The organism is Streptomyces sp. NPDC047880 (assembly GCF_040706515.1).
Lineage (GTDB): Bacteria > Actinomycetota > Actinomycetes > Streptomycetales > Streptomycetaceae > Streptomyces.
Genome location: NZ_JBEZOK010000040.1, coordinates 23,244 through 41,398, shown reverse-complemented (window position 1 = coordinate 41,398; position 18,155 = coordinate 23,244). Strand labels below are relative to the sequence as shown.

General features: G+C 72.5%; 16 protein-coding genes. 5 read left to right on the top strand and 11 right to left on the bottom strand.

Annotated features, from left to right (window positions below):
- Positions 1-37: 37 nt before the first annotated feature.
- Complete coding sequence (locus AB0937_RS37030) at positions 38-1,222, bottom strand: MarP family serine protease (protein ID WP_366718363.1); 1,185 nt, start codon at positions 1,220-1,222, stop codon at positions 38-40.
- A gap of 185 nt (positions 1,223-1,407) precedes the next feature.
- Here AB0937_RS37030 and AB0937_RS37025 point away from each other — a divergent pair, with 185 nt between their 5' ends.
- Together AB0937_RS37025 and AB0937_RS37020 are read left to right on the top strand one after the other, a co-directional pair.
- Positions 1,408-2,262 (top strand): peptidoglycan recognition protein, encoded by an 855-nt coding sequence (locus tag AB0937_RS37025; protein ID WP_366718361.1) that lies wholly within the window; start codon positions 1,408-1,410, stop codon positions 2,260-2,262.
- Positions 2,263-2,314: 52 nt separating this feature from the next.
- The gene (locus tag AB0937_RS37020) at positions 2,315-2,542 is read left to right on the top strand and encodes a hypothetical protein (RefSeq protein WP_366718359.1); all 228 of its coding nucleotides are present in this window, start codon (positions 2,315-2,317) and stop codon (positions 2,540-2,542) included.
- Positions 2,543-2,773: 231 nt separating this feature from the next.
- Here AB0937_RS37020 and AB0937_RS37015 read toward each other — a convergent pair whose 3' ends face one another.
- From AB0937_RS37015 to AB0937_RS36985, 7 genes are all read right to left on the bottom strand, one after another.
- The gene (locus tag AB0937_RS37015; protein WP_366718387.1) at positions 2,774-3,292 is read right to left on the bottom strand and encodes a DUF4240 domain-containing protein; all 519 of its coding nucleotides are present in this window, start codon (positions 3,290-3,292) and stop codon (positions 2,774-2,776) included.
- Positions 3,293-3,348: 56 nt separating this feature from the next.
- Positions 3,349-4,335 (bottom strand): YafY family protein, encoded by a 987-nt coding sequence (locus AB0937_RS37010; RefSeq protein WP_366718357.1) that lies wholly within the window; start codon positions 4,333-4,335, stop codon positions 3,349-3,351.
- 59 nt (positions 4,336-4,394) lie between these two features.
- Positions 4,395-7,097 (bottom strand): pyruvate dehydrogenase (acetyl-transferring), homodimeric type, encoded by a 2,703-nt coding sequence (gene aceE, locus AB0937_RS37005; protein WP_366718355.1) that lies wholly within the window; start codon positions 7,095-7,097, stop codon positions 4,395-4,397.
- Between the two features lie 266 nt (positions 7,098-7,363).
- Positions 7,364-7,987 carry a GntR family transcriptional regulator gene (locus AB0937_RS37000; protein WP_366718353.1) on the bottom strand — a complete coding sequence of 208 codons (624 nt, stop codon included), beginning with the start codon at positions 7,985-7,987 and terminating at the stop codon, positions 7,364-7,366.
- 254 nt (positions 7,988-8,241) lie between these two features.
- On the bottom strand, positions 8,242-10,023 hold the full coding sequence (sucB, locus tag AB0937_RS36995; RefSeq protein WP_366718351.1) for a 2-oxoglutarate dehydrogenase, E2 component, dihydrolipoamide succinyltransferase: 1,782 nt from the start codon (positions 10,021-10,023) through the stop codon (positions 8,242-8,244).
- Between the two features lie 63 nt (positions 10,024-10,086).
- The gene (lpdA, locus tag AB0937_RS36990) at positions 10,087-11,475 is read right to left on the bottom strand and encodes a dihydrolipoyl dehydrogenase (protein ID WP_366718349.1); all 1,389 of its coding nucleotides are present in this window, start codon (positions 11,473-11,475) and stop codon (positions 10,087-10,089) included.
- Between the two features lie 344 nt (positions 11,476-11,819).
- Entirely contained in the window at positions 11,820-13,346 is a 1,527-nt protein-coding gene (locus AB0937_RS36985) for a leucyl aminopeptidase (protein ID WP_366718347.1), read from the bottom strand.
- A 360-nt stretch (positions 13,347-13,706) separates the two neighbouring features.
- On the opposite strand from AB0937_RS36985, the gene AB0937_RS36980 reads away from it, so the two are divergent.
- Together AB0937_RS36980 and AB0937_RS36975 are read left to right on the top strand one after the other, a co-directional pair.
- Positions 13,707-14,375, top strand: a complete 669-nt coding sequence (locus AB0937_RS36980; RefSeq protein ID WP_366718345.1) for a spherulation-specific family 4 protein — start codon at positions 13,707-13,709, stop codon at positions 14,373-14,375.
- Positions 14,372-15,151, top strand: a complete 780-nt coding sequence (locus AB0937_RS36975) for an endo alpha-1,4 polygalactosaminidase (RefSeq protein WP_366718343.1) — start codon at positions 14,372-14,374, stop codon at positions 15,149-15,151. Before AB0937_RS36980 ends, AB0937_RS36975 begins: the two co-directional genes overlap by 4 nt.
- On the opposite strand, the gene AB0937_RS36970 is transcribed toward AB0937_RS36975, so the two are convergent.
- Both AB0937_RS36970 and AB0937_RS36965 read right to left on the bottom strand, forming a co-directional pair.
- On the bottom strand, positions 15,111-15,722 hold the full coding sequence (locus AB0937_RS36970) for an RDD family protein (RefSeq protein WP_366718341.1): 612 nt from the start codon (positions 15,720-15,722) through the stop codon (positions 15,111-15,113). The two genes, AB0937_RS36975 and AB0937_RS36970, sit on opposite strands and share 41 nt — an antisense overlap.
- A gap of 82 nt (positions 15,723-15,804) precedes the next feature.
- Positions 15,805-16,587, bottom strand: coding sequence for an adenosylcobinamide-GDP ribazoletransferase (locus AB0937_RS36965; protein ID WP_366718339.1), 783 nt, complete (start codon positions 16,585-16,587; stop codon positions 15,805-15,807).
- 61 nt (positions 16,588-16,648) lie between these two features.
- On the opposite strand from AB0937_RS36965, the gene AB0937_RS36960 reads away from it, so the two are divergent.
- Entirely contained in the window at positions 16,649-17,410 is a 762-nt protein-coding gene (locus tag AB0937_RS36960; protein ID WP_366718337.1) for a hypothetical protein, read from the top strand.
- Here the strand turns inward: AB0937_RS36960 and AB0937_RS36955 are convergent.
- The gene (locus AB0937_RS36955) at positions 17,350-18,048 is read right to left on the bottom strand and encodes a hypothetical protein (RefSeq protein WP_366718335.1); all 699 of its coding nucleotides are present in this window, start codon (positions 18,046-18,048) and stop codon (positions 17,350-17,352) included. The genes AB0937_RS36960 and AB0937_RS36955 overlap by 61 nt on opposite strands.
- Between the last annotated feature and the right edge of the window lie 107 nt (positions 18,049-18,155).

The window sequence follows — 18,155 nt, the reverse complement described above, 5'->3', positions numbered from 1 at the left end:
CGCGGGCCTCCCGCGAGGCGGGGAGCACGCGCCGGGGTCACGACGCGGCCGGCTCGCCCGTGTCCACCGGTGCCGTCGCGCCCGACGCGCTCCGCGCGTCGGAGGCCACCTCGTCCGCCGTCAGGACGTAGCCCGTCTCGGCGTCCGAGGTGGAGCGGGCGAAGACCACGCCGAACACCCGGCCGTCCGTGGTGAGCAGCGGTCCGCCCGAATTGCCCGGGCGGACCGTGGAACGGATCGAGTAGATCTCCCGGGTCGCGGTCCCGTCGTTGTAGATGTTCTGGCCCGTCGCCCGCACCCGGTTCGCGACCGTCGCCGCCTGGAGGTTCAGGTCGCCGTCCTCCGGATAGCCCGCGACGACCGCCGAGTCACCGCGCTCCGCGTCGTCGTCGAACCGCAGCACGGGCGCCCTGAGCCCCGGCACGTACAGCACGGCCACGTCCTTCTGCGGGTCGAAGAGCACCACCCGCGCCTCGTACGTCCGCCCGACACCGCCGATCTGCACGGTCGGCTCGTCGATGCCCGCCACCACGTGGGCGTTGGTCATCACGTGCTCGCGCGCGTACACGAACCCGCTGCCCTCGCGCCCCTGGGCGCCCGCGACGCCCTCGACCTTCACCGTGCTCCGCTTGGCGGCATCGGTCGCGGCGGCCGTGACACTGTCGCCGGTGGGCTTGGCGACCTCGGCCGTCGACTCGTTCTCGAAGGGGTTGAAGACCTGCGGGAAGCCCGCCTGCGTCAGCGCGGACGTGGCCCCCGAGAACCAGGCCGGGGTGGTGTCCGGCATCGTGCGCTGCACCGCGCCGAGCAGCCGGGAGTCCCGGATCGCCGAGGTGACCAGCGGCGACGAGGACACGCCCAGGACACTCGCCGCCACCCACGCCACGATCAGCACGGCCACCGCGTTGGCCACGGCCCCGCCGATCCCGTCCGCCACCCGCAGCGGCCCCCGGTCCAGCTCCCGCCGCAGCCGCAGCGCGAGGCGCCCCGCCAGCTCGTGCCCCACCACCGCCGGGAGCAGCACGGTGAACACCGCCGTCAGCGTCGCCCGCGTGGTGCCCGGCTCCGCCAGGTCCATGACCCACGGCAGCACCCACACGCCGACGACCGCACCGCCCACGAAGCCCGCCAGCGACACACAGCCGGCCACCAGCCCGCGCCGGTACCCGGACGCCGCGTAGGCCAGGACGACCAGCAACAGCAGGATGTCGAGCAGGTCCACGCACGCCGCCTTTCTCTCGGAACCCCTAATACGCGGGGGGAGGGCCCGGTGATCAGTCACGGGCACATGGATGATCGGAATCGGCCGCGCCCGCACCCGGAAAAACGTCGCGGACCGTGACGATGGTTCCACCGGGTGGCACATCACACATCGCGGGCGGACCGGATCAGGCCGACAGTGGGACCATGCGTGTCTTGCGAAGACGGCGGGGCGCACGCGGACACCCCGCCGCCCGGACACCCGGCCTGCCGCGCGCGGCCCGCGCGCTGCTCGGCTGCCTGCCGGGCGCCGCCGCCGTCCTGGCGCTGTTCCTGTGCGCCCACGGCGTCGAGAACGCCGCCGACACCGGCGCCCGCGCCGCCCCGACCCGCTCCCCGGCCACGTCCCACACCGCCCCGCGCCCGCCCATCGTGCCCCGAGCCCACTGGCTGGGCGACGCCGGCCGCGCGCAGCCCCGCCCGCGCTACGACGACCGGGTCACCGCCGTCTTCGTCCACCACACCGACTCGCCCAACGGCTACGACTGCGCCGACGCGCCCCGCATCATCCGGGACCTCTACACCGGCCAGACCGGCACCCGCGACTGGGACGACATCGGCTACAACTTCGTCGTCGACCGCTGCGGCACCATCTACGAGGGCCGCGCCGGGGGCGTGGAACGTGCCGTCACCGGCGCCCACACGCAGGGCTTCAACCACCGCACCACCGGCATCGCCGCCCTCGGCACCTTCACCGAGGGCATGCCCGTCCCACGGCCCCTGGTCCGCGCCATCGCCGCACTGTCCGCCTGGAAGCTGGGCCTGTCCGGCACCGACCCGCGCTCGGACGTCCGGCTGGTCTCCAGCAACGGCCTGAGCCGCTACGCGGCCGGCACCACCGCACGCCTGCCCGCCCTCGCGGGGCACAACGACGGCTACATGACCAGCTGCCCGGGCGCCGCCCTGCACGCCCGCCTGCCCGAGATCAGACAGCTCGCGGCCCGCCTCCAGGGCAGGCCGGACCATCCACGGCAGGGCCACAGCGAACGCGCAGCGTCCTGACATCCCGGCCCCCTACGGTCGTCGCCACAGACAGCCGACCGGAGGTGGGATCATGAACGACGGCCGTACGCAGACCCCGGGGGACCAGGATGTGCGGACGGGGAGCGCCCGCGGCCCCTGGGCGGTGCTGTGCGCGGCCGTGACCGTCGTCCTGGGCCCGGCCGCGATCACCGCCTCCGCACTCGGCCAGGCGAACGCCGCGCCGCTGCACGACGTCGTGCGGGCCGATCAGACACACCCGTACATCCCGTCCGACGCGAGCCGCCACCGGGCCGCCTGAATGCCCCCGAAGCGTCGGCCGCAGCCTCTGGGCTTCACTGCGGCCTGGCCGGTCCTGAAGCGTCGGCCGCAGCCTCTGGGCTTCACTGCGGCCTGGCCGGTCCTGAAGCGTCGGCCGCAGCCTCTGGACGTCACCGCGGCCTGGCCGGTCCTGAAGCGTCGGCCGCAGCCTCTGGACGTCACCGCGGCCTGGCCGGCCCTGAAGCGTCGGCCACGCGATGGCCCTGCGGCCTCAGCCTCTGAAGCGCTGCCACAGCCGGGGGTAGCGCTCGGCGAGCAGTCCGTCGTTCTCGAGGTCGAGCGGCGTGCCCTCCGGCTCCGGGGGCGGCGGCGTGATCTCCAGATCGGGCGCGACCGAGCCGGTGAGCTGCTCGTAGGCCTCGTCCGCCGCGTAACCGAGCTCCTCGCCGTCCCCGTCGATCTCCTCGTCGAAGTCGTCCAGCAGCTCGGCGAGCGCGTCCGGGTCGTGCACGGCGCCCTCGAACACCTCCCTGCCCTGCCCGATCAGCCAGCACCGGAAGAAGTCGAAGGCGTCGTCGCTCGCCCCGTCGAGCAGCACCCAGGCGGCGCCCCACAGGTCCCAGCGGTAGGCACGGTTGTAACGGGACTCGAAGTGGCGGGCGAAGTCCAGGACCGAGTCCGGGTCCAACTGGGCGAGCCGGTCCACGAGCACGTCGGCCTGCTCCTCCGGGTCGCCCTCGGCGGCCTCCCGGGCGTCGTCCACCAGCTCCCAGAACTCCGTCTCGTCCATCACGGGTCAAGCATCGGCCCTGGCGCACAGGGGCGCACCCGGAGTGCGCGGGATCGTTATGCGCCGCCCCCGGCCTGGTAGAGCCGGGCCAGCCGCGCCGCGTCCCCCGCGAACCGCCGGCGCAGGCTCTCCGGCGCCAGTACCTCCGCCTCGGGGCCCAGCGCCGCCAGCTGGGTGTGGGCGACCTCCTCGGACTCCACCGGCAGGGCCACCGTCACCCAGCCGCTCTCGTCCGGGGCCTCCGCGTCCGCCAGGGCCTCCCGGGCGGACACCGAGTCGACGGTGTACGGCAGTGCGCGCACCCCGTCGGGGGACAGCCGCACCACGACCCGCGCCCGCAGGATGGACCGCGCGAACTGCTCCGCCCGTTCCTCCCAGAACGCGGGCAGGTCGAACTCCGGCTCCCGCTCGAAGCGCTCCTCGCCCGGGTCCACCGCCGTGAACCGGTCGATCCGGTACACCCGGAAGGCCCCGTTCCCCGTCACCCGCGCGCACAGGTACCAGACGCCCGCCTTCAGCACGAGCCCGTAAGGCTCCAGCTCCCGGACGACCTCGTCCTCCCCGCGCCGGTAGCGCGCGCTGATCCGCCGGTCGTCCCACACCGCGTCGGCGACGGACGGCAGCAGCGCGGGCGTCTTCGGCTCCCGGAACCAGTTCGGCGCGTCCAGGTGGAACCGCTGGGCCGCCGACCTGGAGGCGTCCCGCAGAGACGGCAGCAGCGCCGCCGACACCTTCAGCCGGGCCGCCGAGGCGGCGTCCTCCAGGCCCATCTCGCGCAGCGCCCCCGGCACCCCGGACAGGAACAGCGCCTCGGCCTCCCCGCGGTGCAGCCCGGTCAGCCGCGTCCGGTACCCGCCGACCAGCCGGTACCCGCCGGCCCGGCCGCGGTCCGCGTACACCGGCACGCCCGCCTCCGACAGCGCCTGCGCGTCGCGCGTGACCGTCCGCTCCGACACCTCCAGCTCACGGGCGAGTTCGGCGGCCGTCATGGAGGGCCGGGACTGGAGCAGCAGCACCATCTTGATCAGCCGGGCAGCACGCATGGCCACATCATGCAGCAGGCCCCCGCCGGGGCGGGGGCCTGCCGATCACCGGTCCGTGCTCACAGACCGTACTGTTCGCGCGCTTCCTTCACGGACGCCGCCTTGACCTCGCCGCGCCTCGCGAGCTGGGCCAGGGCCGCGACGACGATCGACTCCGCGTCCACGCCGAAGTGGCGGCGGGCCGCCTCACGGGTGTCCGAGAGGCCGAAGCCGTCGGCGCCCAGCGAGGACCAGTCCTGCTCGACCCACTGCGCGATCTGGTCCGGGACCTGGCGCATGTAGTCGGAGACCGCCAGCACCGGGCCCTCGGCGCCCTGGAGCGCCTGCCGCACGAACGGCACCCGCTCCTCGCCGCGCAGCAGCGCCTCGTCCGCCTCAAGGGCGTCCCGGCGCAGCTCGCTCCAGGACGTCGCCGACCACACGTCGGCCGCCACGCCCCACTCCTCGGCGAGCAGCCGCTGCGCCTTCAGCGCCCAGTGGATCGCCGTACCGGAGCCCAGCAGCTGGATCCGCGGGGCGTTCGCCGGCACGGTCACGCCCGCCGACTCCGCCGTGTTGAAGCGGTACAGGCCCTTGACGATGCCCTCGTCGACACCGGCGACGGACGGCTTCGCGGGCTGCGGCAGCGGCTCGTTGTAGACGGTCAGGTAGTAGAAGACGTTCTGGTCCTCGCCCGGGGCCGCCTCGCCGTACATCCGGCGCAGACCGTCCTTGACGATGGTCGCGACCTCGTAGGCGAACGCCGGGTCGTACGTCAGCGCCGCCGGGTTGGTCGCCGCGATGACGGGGGAGTGGCCGTCGGCGTGCTGCAGGCCCTCGCCCGTCAGCGTCGTACGGCCGGCCGTCGCGCCGACGAGGAAGCCGCGGCCGAGCTGGTCGCCGAGCTGCCACATCTGGTCGGCCGTGCGCTGCCAGCCGAACATCGAGTAGAAGATGTAGAACGGGATCATCGCCTCGCCGTGCGTCGCGTACGACGTCGAAGCGGCGATGAAGTCAGCCATCGAACCGGCCTCGGTGATCCCCTCGTTGAGGATCTGGCCGTTCTGCGCTTCCTTGTAGTACATCAGCTGGTCGCGGTCGACCGGCTCGTACGTCTGGCCCTTCGGCGAGTAGATGCCGAGCGACGGGAACAGCGACTCCATGCCGAAGGTGCGCGCCTCGTCCGGGACGATGGGCACCCAGCGCTTGCCCGTCTCCTTGTCGCGGACCAGGTCCTTGACGAGACGCACGAACGCCATGGTGGTGGCCACGTTCTGCGAGCCCGAGCCCTTGTCGAAGGAGGCGAACGCCTTCTCGGCCGGGGCGGGAAGCGGGGCGACCGGGTGCACACGACGGGCCGGGGCCGGACCGCCGAGGGCGGCACGCCGCTCCTGGAGGTAGCGGACCTCGGGGGAGTCGGCGCCCGGGTGGCCGTAGGGCACCACGCCGTCGACGAAGTCGCTGTCCTTGATCGGCAGCTCCAGCAGGTCGCGCATGTTCTTGAACTCGTCCACCGAGAGCTTCTTCATCTGGTGGTTGGCGTTCTTCGACGCGAAGCCCTCACCGAGGGTGTGGCCCTTGACCGTCTGGGCCAGGATCACGGTCGGCGCGCCCTTGTGCTCGACGGCCGCCTTGTACGCGGCGAACACCTTGCGGGACTCGTGACCACCGCGCGAGAGGTGGAAGCACTCGAGGATCTTGTCGTCGCTCAGCAGCTTCGCCATCTCCACGAGCGCCGGGTCGGCGCCGAAGAAGTCCTGGCGGATGTAGGCCGCGTCGCGGGTCTGGTACGTCTGGATCTGCGCGTCCGGTACCTGGCGCAGACGGCGTACCAGCGCGCCCGTGGTGTCGAGCTGGAACAGCTCGTCCCAGGCCGTGCCCCACAGCGTCTTGACGACGTTCCAGCCGGCGCCGCGGAACTGGGCCTCCAGCTCCTGCACGATCTTGAAGTTGGCGCGGACCGGGCCGTCGAGGCGCTGCAGGTTGCAGTTGATGACGAAGGTGAGGTTGTCCAGCTCCTCACGGGCCGCCAGCGCGAGGGCCGCCGTCGACTCGGGCTCGTCCATCTCGCCGTCGCCGAGGAACGCCCACACGTGCGAGGCGGAGGTGTCCTTGATGCCGCGGTTGGTCAGGTAGCGGTTGAAGCGCGCCTGGTAGATCGCCGACAGCGGGCCGAGGCCCATGGAGACCGTGGGGAACTCCCACAGCCAGGGCAGGCGGCGCGGGTGCGGGTAGGAGGGCAGGCCGTTGCCGCCCGACTCCCGGCGGAAGTTGTCGAGCTGCGCCTCGTTCAGCCGGCCGTCGAGGAAGGCGCGGGCGTAGATGCCGGGGGAGGCGTGGCCCTGGATGTAGAGCTGGTCGCCGGAGCCGTCGGCCTCCTTGCCCTTGAAGAAGTGGTTGAAGCCGGTCTCGTACAGCCAGGCGGCCGAGGCGAAGGTGGCGATGTGGCCGCCGACGCCGTATTTGCTGCCCCGGGTGACCATGGCGGCCGCGTTCCAGCGGTTCCACGCGGTGATCCGCTGTTCCATCGCCTCGTCACCGGGCACGGCCGGCTCGGCGGAGGTGGGGATGGAGTTGACGTAGTCGGTCTCGAGGAGCTTCGGCAGCGCGATGCCGGCGCCCTCGGCGCGCTCCAGCGTGCGGCGCATCAGGTATGCGGCACGGTGCGGCCCGGCAGCCTTGGTGACCGCGTCCAGGGAGGCCTGCCATTCGGCGGTCTCCTCCGGATCCCGGTCGGGGAGCTGGTCGAGCTCGCTCGGCTGGATGGCGTTGGGGTCGGTCATGTCGCCGCCTTCCTCAGTCGAAGGGGGTTCCCTCACATAAGGGGATCGGGGGTGCCCTTTGTCTTTGGCAGGACAGGGCTGAGGCTTCGGTGGAAGCCCGTCGGCGACTGTAACTCCCTGATCGATGATCGATCAAAGGGTTGAGGGGCAAAACCTCTTGATCACGAGAAAGTAGGCACGGGGTGCCTCCGACGGTGGCACGCGGTGACTGATTTTCGAATGGTTTCCGCAGGTCGGAGGCTTTTGAGCGGACAAGTGCTCGGGTGTCACGCCCGAGGCGCGCAGCCCAGGACGTGGGCCTTCACCAGCTCGGCGATCCGGGGGTCACGGCGCTTGAACGCCGCGACGAGCTCCTCGTGCTCCTCGGCGTACGACTGCTGCCGGGTGCCCAGCCAGCGGATCGACAGGGCCGTGAACACCTCGATGCCGAGGCCTTCCCAGGTGTGCAGCAGCACGGAGTTGCCCGCGGCGCGCACCAACTCGCGGTGGAAGGCGACGGTGTGGCGGACCTGGGCGGTGCCGTCGGAGACGCGGTCGGCCTCGTGCAGGGCGCTGACGTGGGGTTCCAGTGCCGAGCAGTCCGCTGCGAGGCCCTCTGCGGCCAGCTCCGCGGCGATGGCCTCCAAGCCGGCGCGGACGGGGTAGCTCTCCTCCAGGTCGGCGGCGGTCAGGTTCCGCACCCGGACGCCCTTGTTGGGAGCGGACTCGATCAGGCGCAGGGACTCCAGCTCGCGCAGCGCCTCGCGGACCGGGGTCTGGCTGACCTCCAGTTCCGTGGCGATCCGGCGCTCGACGATCCGCTCACCCGGCTGCCAGCGTCCGCTGATGATCCCCTCCAGGATGTGCTCGCGGATCTGCTCGCGGAGCGAGTGGATGACGGGCGCGGTCATGAGGGCTCCTTAAGGGGTTTGACGTTTAGACAATAAGCCCGGTTCGCTCCGCGGGTGGGGCCGACGTGGGGGCTGTCGCGCAGGTGAGACGAGGCGCACACGGTGTGTGTGGCGTGTGTGAGCTCGGGCCTGACGGTCTTCGGGCGGCTGCGCGTCGTTCGTGCGCGATCGCGCCGTTCCCCGCGACCCCCGGGTACGACGGCGCCCCGCCCGGAAGATCCGGACGGGGCACCGATCAGCCGTGGACCCGAAGGTCAGAGACCGAGCTCGACCTCGAACTCGCCCGCCTCCAGGATGGCCTTGACCGCCGTCAGGTAACGGGCGGCGTCGGCGCCGTCCACCAGGCGGTGGTCGTAGGAGAGGGTCAGGTACGTCATGTCGCGGACGCCGATGACCGTGCCCTCCTCCGTCTCGATGACGGCGGGACGCTTGACCGTCGCGCCGATGCCGAGGATGGCGACCTGGCCCGGCGGCACGATGATCGTGTCGAAGAGCGCGCCGCGCGAGCCGGTGTTGGAGATGGTGAAGGTCGCGCCGGACAGCTCGTCCGGGGTGATCTTGTTGGCGCGGACCTTGCCCGCCAGGTCGGCCGTGGCCTTGGCGATACCGGCGAGGTTGAGGTCACCGGCGTTCTTGATGACCGGGGTCATCAGGCCCTTCTCGGAGTCCACCGCGATACCGATGTTCTCGGTGTCGAAGTAGGTGATGGTCCCCTCGGCCTCGTTGATCTTGGCGTTGATCGGCGCGTGCGCCTTCAGCGCCTGGGCCGCGGCCTTGACGAAGAACGGCATCGGCGAGAGCTTGACGCCCTCACGCGCCGCGAACGCGTCCTTGGCACGGGCCCGCAGCTTCATCAGGCGGGTGACGTCGACCTCGACGACCGAGGACAGCTGGGCCTGCTCGTGCAGGGCCTTGACCATGTTGTCGCCGATGACCTTGCGGATCCGCGGCATCTTCACGGTCTGGCCGCGCAGCGGGGACGCCTCCAGCACCGGGGCCTTCTTCGCGGCCGACGGGGCGGCAGCGGCGGGGGCCGGGGTGGCGGCGGCGCTCTTCGCGGCCTCGGCGGCGGCGACGACGTCCTGCTTGCGGATACGGCCGCCGACGCCGGTGCCCTTGACGGCGGCCAGGTCGACGCCCTGCTCGGCGGCGAGCTTGCGCACCAGCGGGGTGACGTAGGCGCCGTCGTCGGCCGGCTTGGCGGCGGCCGGAGCGGCCGGGGCCTGGGCCGGAGCCGGCGCGGGAGCGGACGGGGCCGGCTCGGGAGCCGGGGTGGTCTGCTGCTGCGGGGCCGGAGCCGACGGGGCCTGCGGGGCCGCCGGGGCGGGCTGCGCCGGGGCCGGAGCCGGGGTGGGCTCGGGCTGGGCCGGGGCGGCCGGGGCCTCCTGCGCGGGGGCCGCGGCGGGAGCGGCACCGGCCTCGCCGATGACGGCGAGCTTGGCGCCGACCTCGGCGGTCTCGTCCTCGCCGACCACGATCTCCAGCAGCGTGCCCGAGGTGGGCGCCGGGATCTCGGTGTCGACCTTGTCGGTGGAGACCTCGAGCAGCGGCTCGTCGGCCTCGACGGTGTCGCCGACCGACTTCAGCCACCGGGTGACGGTGCCCTCGGTGACGGACTCGCCGAGCGCGGGCAGGACCACGTCCGTGCCTTCGGCGGAACCGCCGCCGGCGGCGGCGTCGGCGGAGGGAGCGGGCGCCGGGGCGGCCTGCTCGGGGGAGGGGGCGGCCGCGGCCGGCTCGGGGGCCGGCTCGGCGACCTGCTCCGCGGCGGGGGCCGACTCGGCAGCGGGCGCGCCGCTGCCGTCGTCGATCAGGGCCAGCTCGGCGCCGACCTCGACCGTCTCGTCCTCGGCGACCTTGATGGAGGCCAGGACACCGGCGGCGGGCGAGGGGATCTCGGTGTCGACCTTGTCGGTCGACACCTCGAGCAGCGGCTCGTCGGCCTCGACGCGCTCGCCCTCGGCCTTCAGCCAGCGGGTGACAGTGCCCTCGGTGACGCTCTCACCGAGCGCCGGAAGGGTTACGGAAACCGCCATGGTTTCGGTTGCTCCTTACGGAAAGTGCGGAAGTCTGTGTCGTCGCGTTCGTCGACCGAGGGGTCAGTCGTGCGCGTGGAGAGGCTTGCCGGCCAGGGCCAGGTGGGCCTCGCCGAGCGCCTCGTTCTGCGTCGGGTGGGCGTGGATGAGCTGCGCGACCTCAGCGGGCAGCGCCTCCCAGTTGTAGATCAGCTGGGCTTCGCCGACCTGCTCGCCCATGCGGTCGCCGACCATGTGGACGCCGACGACGGCACCGTCCTTGACCTGGACGAGCTTGATCTCGCCCGCGGTGTTCAGGATCTTGCTCTTTCCGTTACCCGCGAGGTTGTACTTCAGAGCGACGACCTTGTCCGCACCGTAGATCTCCTTGGCCTTGGCCTCGGTGATACCGACGGAGGCGACCTCCGGGTGGCAGTACGTCACCCGCGGGACACCGTCGTAGTCGATCGGAACGGTCTTCAGACCGGCCAGGCGCTCCGCCACCAGGATGCCCTCGGCGAAGCCGACGTGCGCGAGCTGGAGGGTCGGGACGAGGTCACCGACGGCGGAGATGGTCGGCACGTTCGTGCGCATGTACTCGTCGACCAGGACGTAGCCGCGGTCCATGGCGACGCCCTGCTCCTCGTAGCCCAGGCCCTGGGAGACCGGGCCGCGGCCGATGGCGACCAGCAGGACCTCGGCCTCGAACTCCTTGCCGTCGGCGAGGGTGACCTTGACACCGTCCTGGGTGTACTCGGCCTTCTGGAAGAAGGTGCCCAGGTTGAACTTGATGCCGCGCTTGCGGAACGCTCGCTCAAGCAGCTTGGAGGAGTTCTCGTCCTCGACCGGGACGAGGTGCTTCAGGCCCTCGACGATCGTGACCTCGGTGCCGAAGGACTTCCACGCGGAGGCGAACTCGACGCCGATGACACCGCCGCCCAGGATGATCGCGGACTTCGGCACGCGGTCCAGGACGAGGGCGTGGTCGGAGGAGATGATCCGGTTGCCGTCGATGTCCAGGCCCGGCAGCGACTTCGGCACGGAGCCGGTCGCGAGCAGGATGTGGCGGCCCTCGACGCGGCGGCCGTTGACGTCGACGGAGGTGGGGGAGGAGAGGCGGCCCTCACCCTCGATGTACGTCACCTTCCGGGAGGCGACGAGGCCCTGCAGACCCTTGTACAGGCCGGCGATCACGCCGTCCTTGTACTTGTGGACCCCGGCGATGTCGATGCCCTCGAAGGAGGCCTTCACACCGAACTGCTCGCTCTCGCGGGCCTGGTCGGCGATCTCGCCCGCGTGCAGCAGGGCCTTGGTGGGGATGCAACCCTTGTGCAGGCAGGTGCCGCCGACCTTGTCCTTCTCGATCAGGGCGACGTCCAGGCCCAGCTGCGCCCCGCGCAGGGCCGCGGCGTAACCACCGCTGCCACCGCCGAGGATCACTAGGTCGAAAACGGTGCTGGCGTCGTTCGCCACGTCACGTCCTCCATGCATGTGCGCCGTGAGCCGGTCTTCAGTGACCGGCAGGCGGCTGGTGTCCGGCCGCTCGTTCTTCGGCCCTTCGGTGGGGCCCTGTCCTGCCGAGCCCCATCTTCGCACTTGTCGGCACACAAGGAGACGCCGGGCTGCGGTGTGAGACGCCCCACGTTCAGATGAGCCGCCCCGGAGGAGCGCCGGAGGGGCGTGTGGCGGTGTCTGATCTGCGGCTCTGCCGCGGGGGCGCGAGGGCAACGCGCAAAGGGGCGCGGGGAACTGCGCGAACAGCCCCCACGCCCCCGCGCTCGCCGCACAACCGGCGGGACCGCGCCCTCGGGCGACGATCAGCCCAGATCGCCCGCAGCCGTCAGTTCGGCCAGCCGCACCAGCGTCCGCACGGCCGTCCCCGTGCCGCCCTTCGGCGTGTACCCGAAGGGCCCGCCCTCGTTGAAGGCCGGCCCGGCGATGTCCAGGTGCGCCCAGGTGATCCCCTCACCCACGAACTCGCGCAGGAACAGCCCGGCGACCAGCCCGCCGCCCATCCGCTCGCCCATGTTCGCGATGTCGGCGGTGGGAGAGTCCATCCCCTTGCGCAGGTGCTCCGGCAGCGGCATCGGCCACGCCGGCTCCCCGACCTCCTCGGCGGCCTCGCACAGCGCGGCCCGGAACGCGTCGTCGTTGCCCATGATCCCGAACGTCCGGTTGCCCAGCGCCAGCACCATCGCCCCGGTCAGCGTCGCCACGTCCACGATCGCGTCCGGCTTCTCCTGGGAGGCCGCCCACAGCGCGTCGGCGAGCACCAGCCGGCCCTCGGCGTCGGTGTTGAGCACCTCCACCGTCTTGCCGCTGTACATCCGCAGCACGTCACCCGGACGGGTCGCGGACCCGGAGGGCATGTTCTCGGCCAGGGCGAGCCAGCCGGTGACGTTGACCTCCAGGCCGAGGCGCGCGGCGGCGACGACCGCGGCGAACACCGAGGCAGCACCGGCCATGTCGCACTTCATCGTCTCGTTGTGACCGGCCGGCTTCAGCGAGATGCCGCCCGAGTCGTAGGTGATGCCCTTGCCGACGAAGGCGAGGTGCTTCTTCGCCTTGGAGGAGGTGTACGACAGCTTGACCAGGCGCGGGGTGGCCGCGGAGCCCGAGCCGACGCCGAGGATGCCGCCGTAGCCGCCCTTGGTCAGGGCCTTCTCGTCGAGCACCTGGATCTTGATGCCGTGTTCCTTGGCCGCGGCCTGGGCGATCGCGGCGAACGACTCGGGGTTCAGGTCGTTCGGCGGGGTGTTGACCAGGTCGCGGGAGCGGTTGAGTTCCTCGGACACGGCGACGGCGCGCTCGACCGCGGCCTTGTACGCCTTGTCGCGCGGCTTGCCGCCGAGCAGGGCGACCTCGGCGAGGGGAGCCTTGCCGTTCTTCGCCTTCGGGTCCTTGCCGTTGTCCTTGTAGGCGTCGAAGGAGTACGCGCCGAGCAGCGCGCCCTCCCCGACCGCGCCCGCGGCGGCGGCGTCGCCGAGGGGCAGCGCGAAGGCGGCCTTCCTGGACCCGGCCAGGGCGCGGGCGGCGACACCGGCGGCCTTGCGCAGGGCCTCGGCGTCGTAGTCGGCGTCCTTCTCCGGGACCGCGCCCAGGCCGACCGCCAGGACGAGCGGTGCCTTGAAGCCGGACGGCGCCGGCAGCTTCGTCACCTCGCCCTCGCCGCCGGAGGCGCCGAGCGTCTCCAGGACGCCGGCGAGCCTGCCGTCGTACGCCTTGTCCACGGCCTCGGCGCCCGGTGCGACGACCGGCCCCTTGGCACCCTTGGCGACACCGATCACGATCGCGTCGGCCCGCAGACCGGACGCCGCGGCGGTGCTGAGAGTGAGAGCAGTCACGGTGGTGAAATCTCGCTTCCGATGTGAAGTTGCTGTGGTCGAACGGTGTGGGTCGACCGGGCCCGACAGCCGACCCTATGCGGACCTCCGAGGGCGGGTCTCACGGGGCCTTCCCCGGTGCGGCGAACACTCGACGACGAGACTACGCGCGTGGCCCCGTTCGCTCATTCCTGCGGTCGTTCACCTGTCGGTGGCGTAGTGGCCAGATCCTGGCCCCCCACACCGGTGAACCGGGTCACACTCGTCGCGATCCGGTGAGCGCCCCGCTCGCCGGCTCCGACGAGCGGACGCGACCCGCACGGAGGCCGCCGTACACCTCGTGCCGGTGTGCGCCCCGCCGGGGAGGGCAACCGCCCACCGATGAGCACTCTCCTGGTCCCGTACTACGAGCACCCGTCCGTCCGCCCCGCCGAATGGGACGCGATCGTGGCAGCGGCCCCGCGCCTCTACGGGGTCGTCCTCAACCCGGCCACCGGCCCCGGCGACCACCCCGACGCGGCCTTCGCCGAGGTCGCGGCCCGGCTGCGGTCGGCGGGCGTGCGGGTACTCGGGTACGCCGACACCGACGACGGCCGCCGGCCCGCGGCCGACGTCGTCCGCGACCTCGGCCGGCACCGCGACTGGTACGGCACCGACGGCGCCCTCCTCGACCGGGTCGCGACCGGGCCCGAGCGGTTCGGGCACTACCAGAAGCTGGCCGTGACCGCCTGGGGCGTGGGCTGCCGCACCCTCGTCCTCAACCACGGCAGGGCACCGCACCCCTGCTACGCCCGCATCGCCGACGTCCTCGTCACGTTCGAGGGACCGTGGGCCTCCTACCTCGCGCAGCCCGCGCAGCCGCGGCCGGGCGGCCCGGACGTCCGCCTGTGCCACCTGGTGTACGGAGTCCCACCGGACGCCGACCCGGAGGGCCTGGCCCGGGCACGCGGCGCGGCGGTGCACTGCGCGGTGCCCGGAACCGGAGATCATCCCTGGGGCACACTGCCGTACGCACTGCGCCCCACAGACACCACGGAGAACACCCCGTGAGACGCCCGTTCCCGCTCGTCGCCCTGCTCGTCCTGCTGCTCGCGGGATGTTCCCAGGCCCCCGACGGCAAGCCCCGCCCCCGCTGGCAGCCCCGCCCCGGCACCGCCTGGCAGTGGCAGCTCAGCGGGCGCCTGGACACCTCCGTCGACGTGCCGGTCTACGACATCGACGGCTTCGACCACTCCGCGGACACCGTCGCCCGGCTGCACCGCGAGGACCGCAAGGTCATCTGCTACCTCTCCACGGGCGCGTGGGAGGAGTTCCGCCCGGACGCCGGTGACTTCCCCGCGCGGGTCCTCGGCCGCGGAAACGGCTGGAAGGGCGAACGCTGGCTCGACATCCGCCGCACCGACGTCCTGGAACCGCTCATGGCGGCCCGCATCGACATGTGCCGCGACAAGGGCTTCGACGCCGTGGAGCCCGACAACATGGACGGCTACCGCAACGACACGGGCTTCCCGCTCACGGCCAGAGACCAGCTGCGCTACAACCGCCTCGTCGCCCGGCTCGCCCACGACCGCGGCCTGGCCGTCGGCCTCAAGAACGACCTGGACCAGATCCCGGAACTGGTCGGCGACTTCGACTTCGCGGTCAACGAACAGTGTGCCCAGTACGGCGAGTGCGCGGCCCTGAAGCCGTTCGTCGCGGCGGGCAAGGCCGTCTTCCACGTCGAGTACGAGCTCCCCACCGGCCGCTTCTGCGCCGACTCGCGCGGCCTGAGGCTCAGTTCGATGCTCAAGAAGTACGAACTGGGGGCGTGGCGACGGGCCTGCTGAGCCCGATGCCGGTGACGGCGGTGCCCGCGACCCGGTCGGCGAGGGAGCGGCGGGCGGGGGAGAGGACCGGCAGCGCGTTCAGCAGGAACAGCGCCACCGCGACCGCCCACACCAGCACCGACACCACGACCTGGCCCTCGACCAGCAGCACGCAGGCCACGGCGTACACGGCGACGTCCGCGGCGGTGGTGACCGCGGCCCGGCGCGCCGCCCTGACCCGGCGCGGGGAATCCGTCGTGACCTTCAGCCCCACCAGGGCCTTGCCGACGGTGCGCCCGGCCAGGGCCAGGCACGCCCACTGGTAGAGGAACACCGCCAGCACCAGCAGCCCGAAGGCCTGTTCGACGTAGAGCACCGACTTGTCCCACAGCGAGAGCCCCAGGTCCTGCGAGGCGTCGAGCACGTCGCCGCGCGAGGTCAGCAGGTCGAAACCGCCGCGGGCGGCCAGCTCGGGCACGTCGGTGACGAGCGCGGAGACCCGGTGGAAGGTGAGCACGGCGAGCGCCGAGGCCAGCGCCAGCACCAGTGCGAAATCGACGAACCAGGCCGCGGCGCGGCGCAGTTTCGGCATGGGCGTCCCCCGATCACATGTGTGTCGGGGCAGGAAGTTAGCGGCTGTGCGGCGCGTGCAGGAGGGGGACGGGGAGATCGTTTCAGCCCAGTGACAGAACGACCAGCGCGGCGGTCGCCGCCGTCTCCGCCAGACCGCCGAAGACGTCCCCCGTGACCCCGCCGAAGCGGCGCGTGCAGTGACGCAGCAGCGCCTCCGCCGCGGCCAGGGCGAGGACCACTGCGAGCACCGTCCGGATCGCGTCGTACGGCCCGAGGAGGGCGCCGGCCGCTGCCGCTGCTCCCGTGACGGCCGCGACGGCGATCACCGCCGCCCGCACCGGCACCACCCCTGCGACCGCCGCCCCGAGCCCCTCCGGCCGGGCCGCGGGCACCCCGGTCCGGGCCGCCAGGGTCAGGGCCAGCCGGGCGAGGGTCGCCGAGACGACCGCGGCGCAGGCGCCCCGGGCCCAGGAGTCGTCGTAGGCCTGGGCGAGCGCGGCGGCCTGGGCGAGCAGGACGAGGACCAGGGTGATCACCCCGAACGGCCCGATGTCCGGCTGCTTCATGATCCGCAGCGCGTCGTCGGCGGGCTTGCCGCTGCCCAGCCCGTCGGCGGTGTCCGCGAGCCCGTCGAGGTGCAGCCCCCGGGTGAGCGCGGCCGGCACGGCGACACTCGCCACGGCGGCGAGCGCGGTGCCCGCACCCAGGAAGAGCAGCGCCAGCCCGAGCCCGGCGGCGGCGGCACCGACCGCGAGGCCCGCCAGCGGAGCGCACAGCATGCCGCCGCGAGCGGCCTGACGGTCCCACCGGGTCACCCGGACGGGGATCACCGTGAGGGTGCCGAAGGCGAAGCGGAGGCCGTCGAGGGGCGAAGTGGTGGGCACCCGGCGCAGGCTACCGGCCGGTCAGGAGAGCGGGAACGGCAGCCGAGGATAAAGTTCGCATATGGGATGGTTGGAGCGGAACATCATCGAACCCGGCAAGCTGCCGCTGCTTCTCGCCCTCATCGCTTTCGTGCTGACCTTTCTGATCACCCGGCTCATCACCCGCCTCATCCGGGCGGGCAAAGGCCCCTTCGGCAACGTCAGCAGCGGCGGCGTCCACGTCCACCACGTGGTCCCCGGGGTCATCCTGACGATCATAGGCGGCTTCGGCGCGGTGGCGGGCGGCCAGCACGGCTTCGGCTCGTGCCTGGCCGCGGTGTTCTTCGGCATCGGAGCGGGCCTCGTCCTCGACGAGTTCGCCCTGGTCCTGCATCTCGCCGACGTCTACTGGACCCCGGACGGCCGCAAGAGCGTGGAGATGGTCGTCCTCACCGCTTCGCTCGTCGGCCTGCTCCTGATCGGCTTCTCGCCGCTGGGCGTCAACGACCTCAACGACGACCAGCAGCAGAACCGCGCCGTCGTCCTCGTGAACATCCTCGCGAACTTCGCGTTCGCCCTCATCGCCCTGTTCAAGGGCAAGATCCGCCTCGCGGTCGTCGGCGTGATCATCCCCTTCATCGCCCTGGTCGCGGCGGTGCGGCTGGCCCGGCCCACCTCCCCGTGGGCCAAGCGGTTCTACCGCAACCGGCCCCGCGCCCGGGCCAAGTCCGCCCTGCGCTCCTACCACCACGACCGCCGCTGGGCGGCCCCCTCGCGAGCCTTTCACGACTGGATCGGCGGCGCGCCCGACCCCGAGCCGGCCCGGTCCCTCGAACGCCGCTGACGCAGCTCGCCGACCGCGCACAGCACCAGCACCGCCGCGATCGCCGCCAGGTGCTCCTTGCCCGCGAGGTTCTCCTTCAGCGCGACCTCGGCCACCATGGCCCCGATCACCACCGAGGCCGTGACGTACGCGCGGTAGCGCCACCCCAGGAAGACGGCGAGGCCCACCACCGCCGCGGACGGCCCGGTGTCCACGACCCGGGCGTCCGAGGCGGGCAGGCCGAGCGGGGACTGAGGGCCGAGCCAGATGCCCAGGCGCGCGTACAGCGTGCCCGCGAGCGTCGCGACGTAGGCGAGGGCCAGGGCCCGCCACCGGCCGAGGCACAGCTCGGCGATGCCGAACACCAGCAGGATCTGTACCAGCGCGCCCCACACCGGAAGGTCCAGCGCGGGCACGAACAGCGACAGCGGCGTCCGCAGCAGCGCCGCCCACAGCGGGTCCTCGGCCCGTACTCCGCCGGCGTCCTGCACGGCCTCATAGCCCCACGACTGGTTGTGCACGACGTGCAGCATCGCCGTGAGGCACACGGCCGCGACCGCCATCGGAACGGCCCGCCAGCGCCGTTCGGCCAGCGGCCCGCGCACCGCGCCGTACAGCGCACCCCATTCGGCGCGGGCCCAGCGGGCGAGCGTGGTCATGCGGCGGTCGTCCTCGTCCGTGCGGGGCCTGGTCTGAGGGTGTCTGCGACTCAGTCAAACCGACACCACGTTCCAAGACCGACCGCAACGGGACGAAGTTGAGCCAG

Coding starts and splice junctions, on each gene's coding strand:
- AB0937_RS37025 (WP_366718361.1), top strand. CDS start 1,408: ATGCGTGTCTTGCGAAGACGGCGGGGCGCACGCGGACACCCCGCCGCC.
- AB0937_RS37020 (WP_366718359.1), top strand. CDS start 2,315: ATGAACGACGGCCGTACGCAGACCCCGGGGGACCAGGATGTGCGGACG.
- AB0937_RS37015 (WP_366718387.1), bottom strand. CDS start 3,292: ATGGACGAGACGGAGTTCTGGGAGCTGGTGGACGACGCCCGGGAGGCC.
- AB0937_RS37010 (WP_366718357.1), bottom strand. CDS start 4,335: ATGCGTGCTGCCCGGCTGATCAAGATGGTGCTGCTGCTCCAGTCCCGG.
- aceE (WP_366718355.1), bottom strand. CDS start 7,097: ATGACCGACCCCAACGCCATCCAGCCGAGCGAGCTCGACCAGCTCCCC.
- AB0937_RS37000 (WP_366718353.1), bottom strand. CDS start 7,987: ATGACCGCGCCCGTCATCCACTCGCTCCGCGAGCAGATCCGCGAGCAC.
- sucB (WP_366718351.1), bottom strand. CDS start 10,023: ATGGCGGTTTCCGTAACCCTTCCGGCGCTCGGTGAGAGCGTCACCGAG.
- AB0937_RS36980 (WP_366718345.1), top strand. CDS start 13,707: ATGAGCACTCTCCTGGTCCCGTACTACGAGCACCCGTCCGTCCGCCCC.
- AB0937_RS36970 (WP_366718341.1), bottom strand. CDS start 15,722: ATGCCGAAACTGCGCCGCGCCGCGGCCTGGTTCGTCGATTTCGCACTG.
- AB0937_RS36960 (WP_366718337.1), top strand. CDS start 16,649: ATGGGATGGTTGGAGCGGAACATCATCGAACCCGGCAAGCTGCCGCTG.
- AB0937_RS36955 (WP_366718335.1), bottom strand. CDS start 18,048: ATGACCACGCTCGCCCGCTGGGCCCGCGCCGAATGGGGTGCGCTGTAC.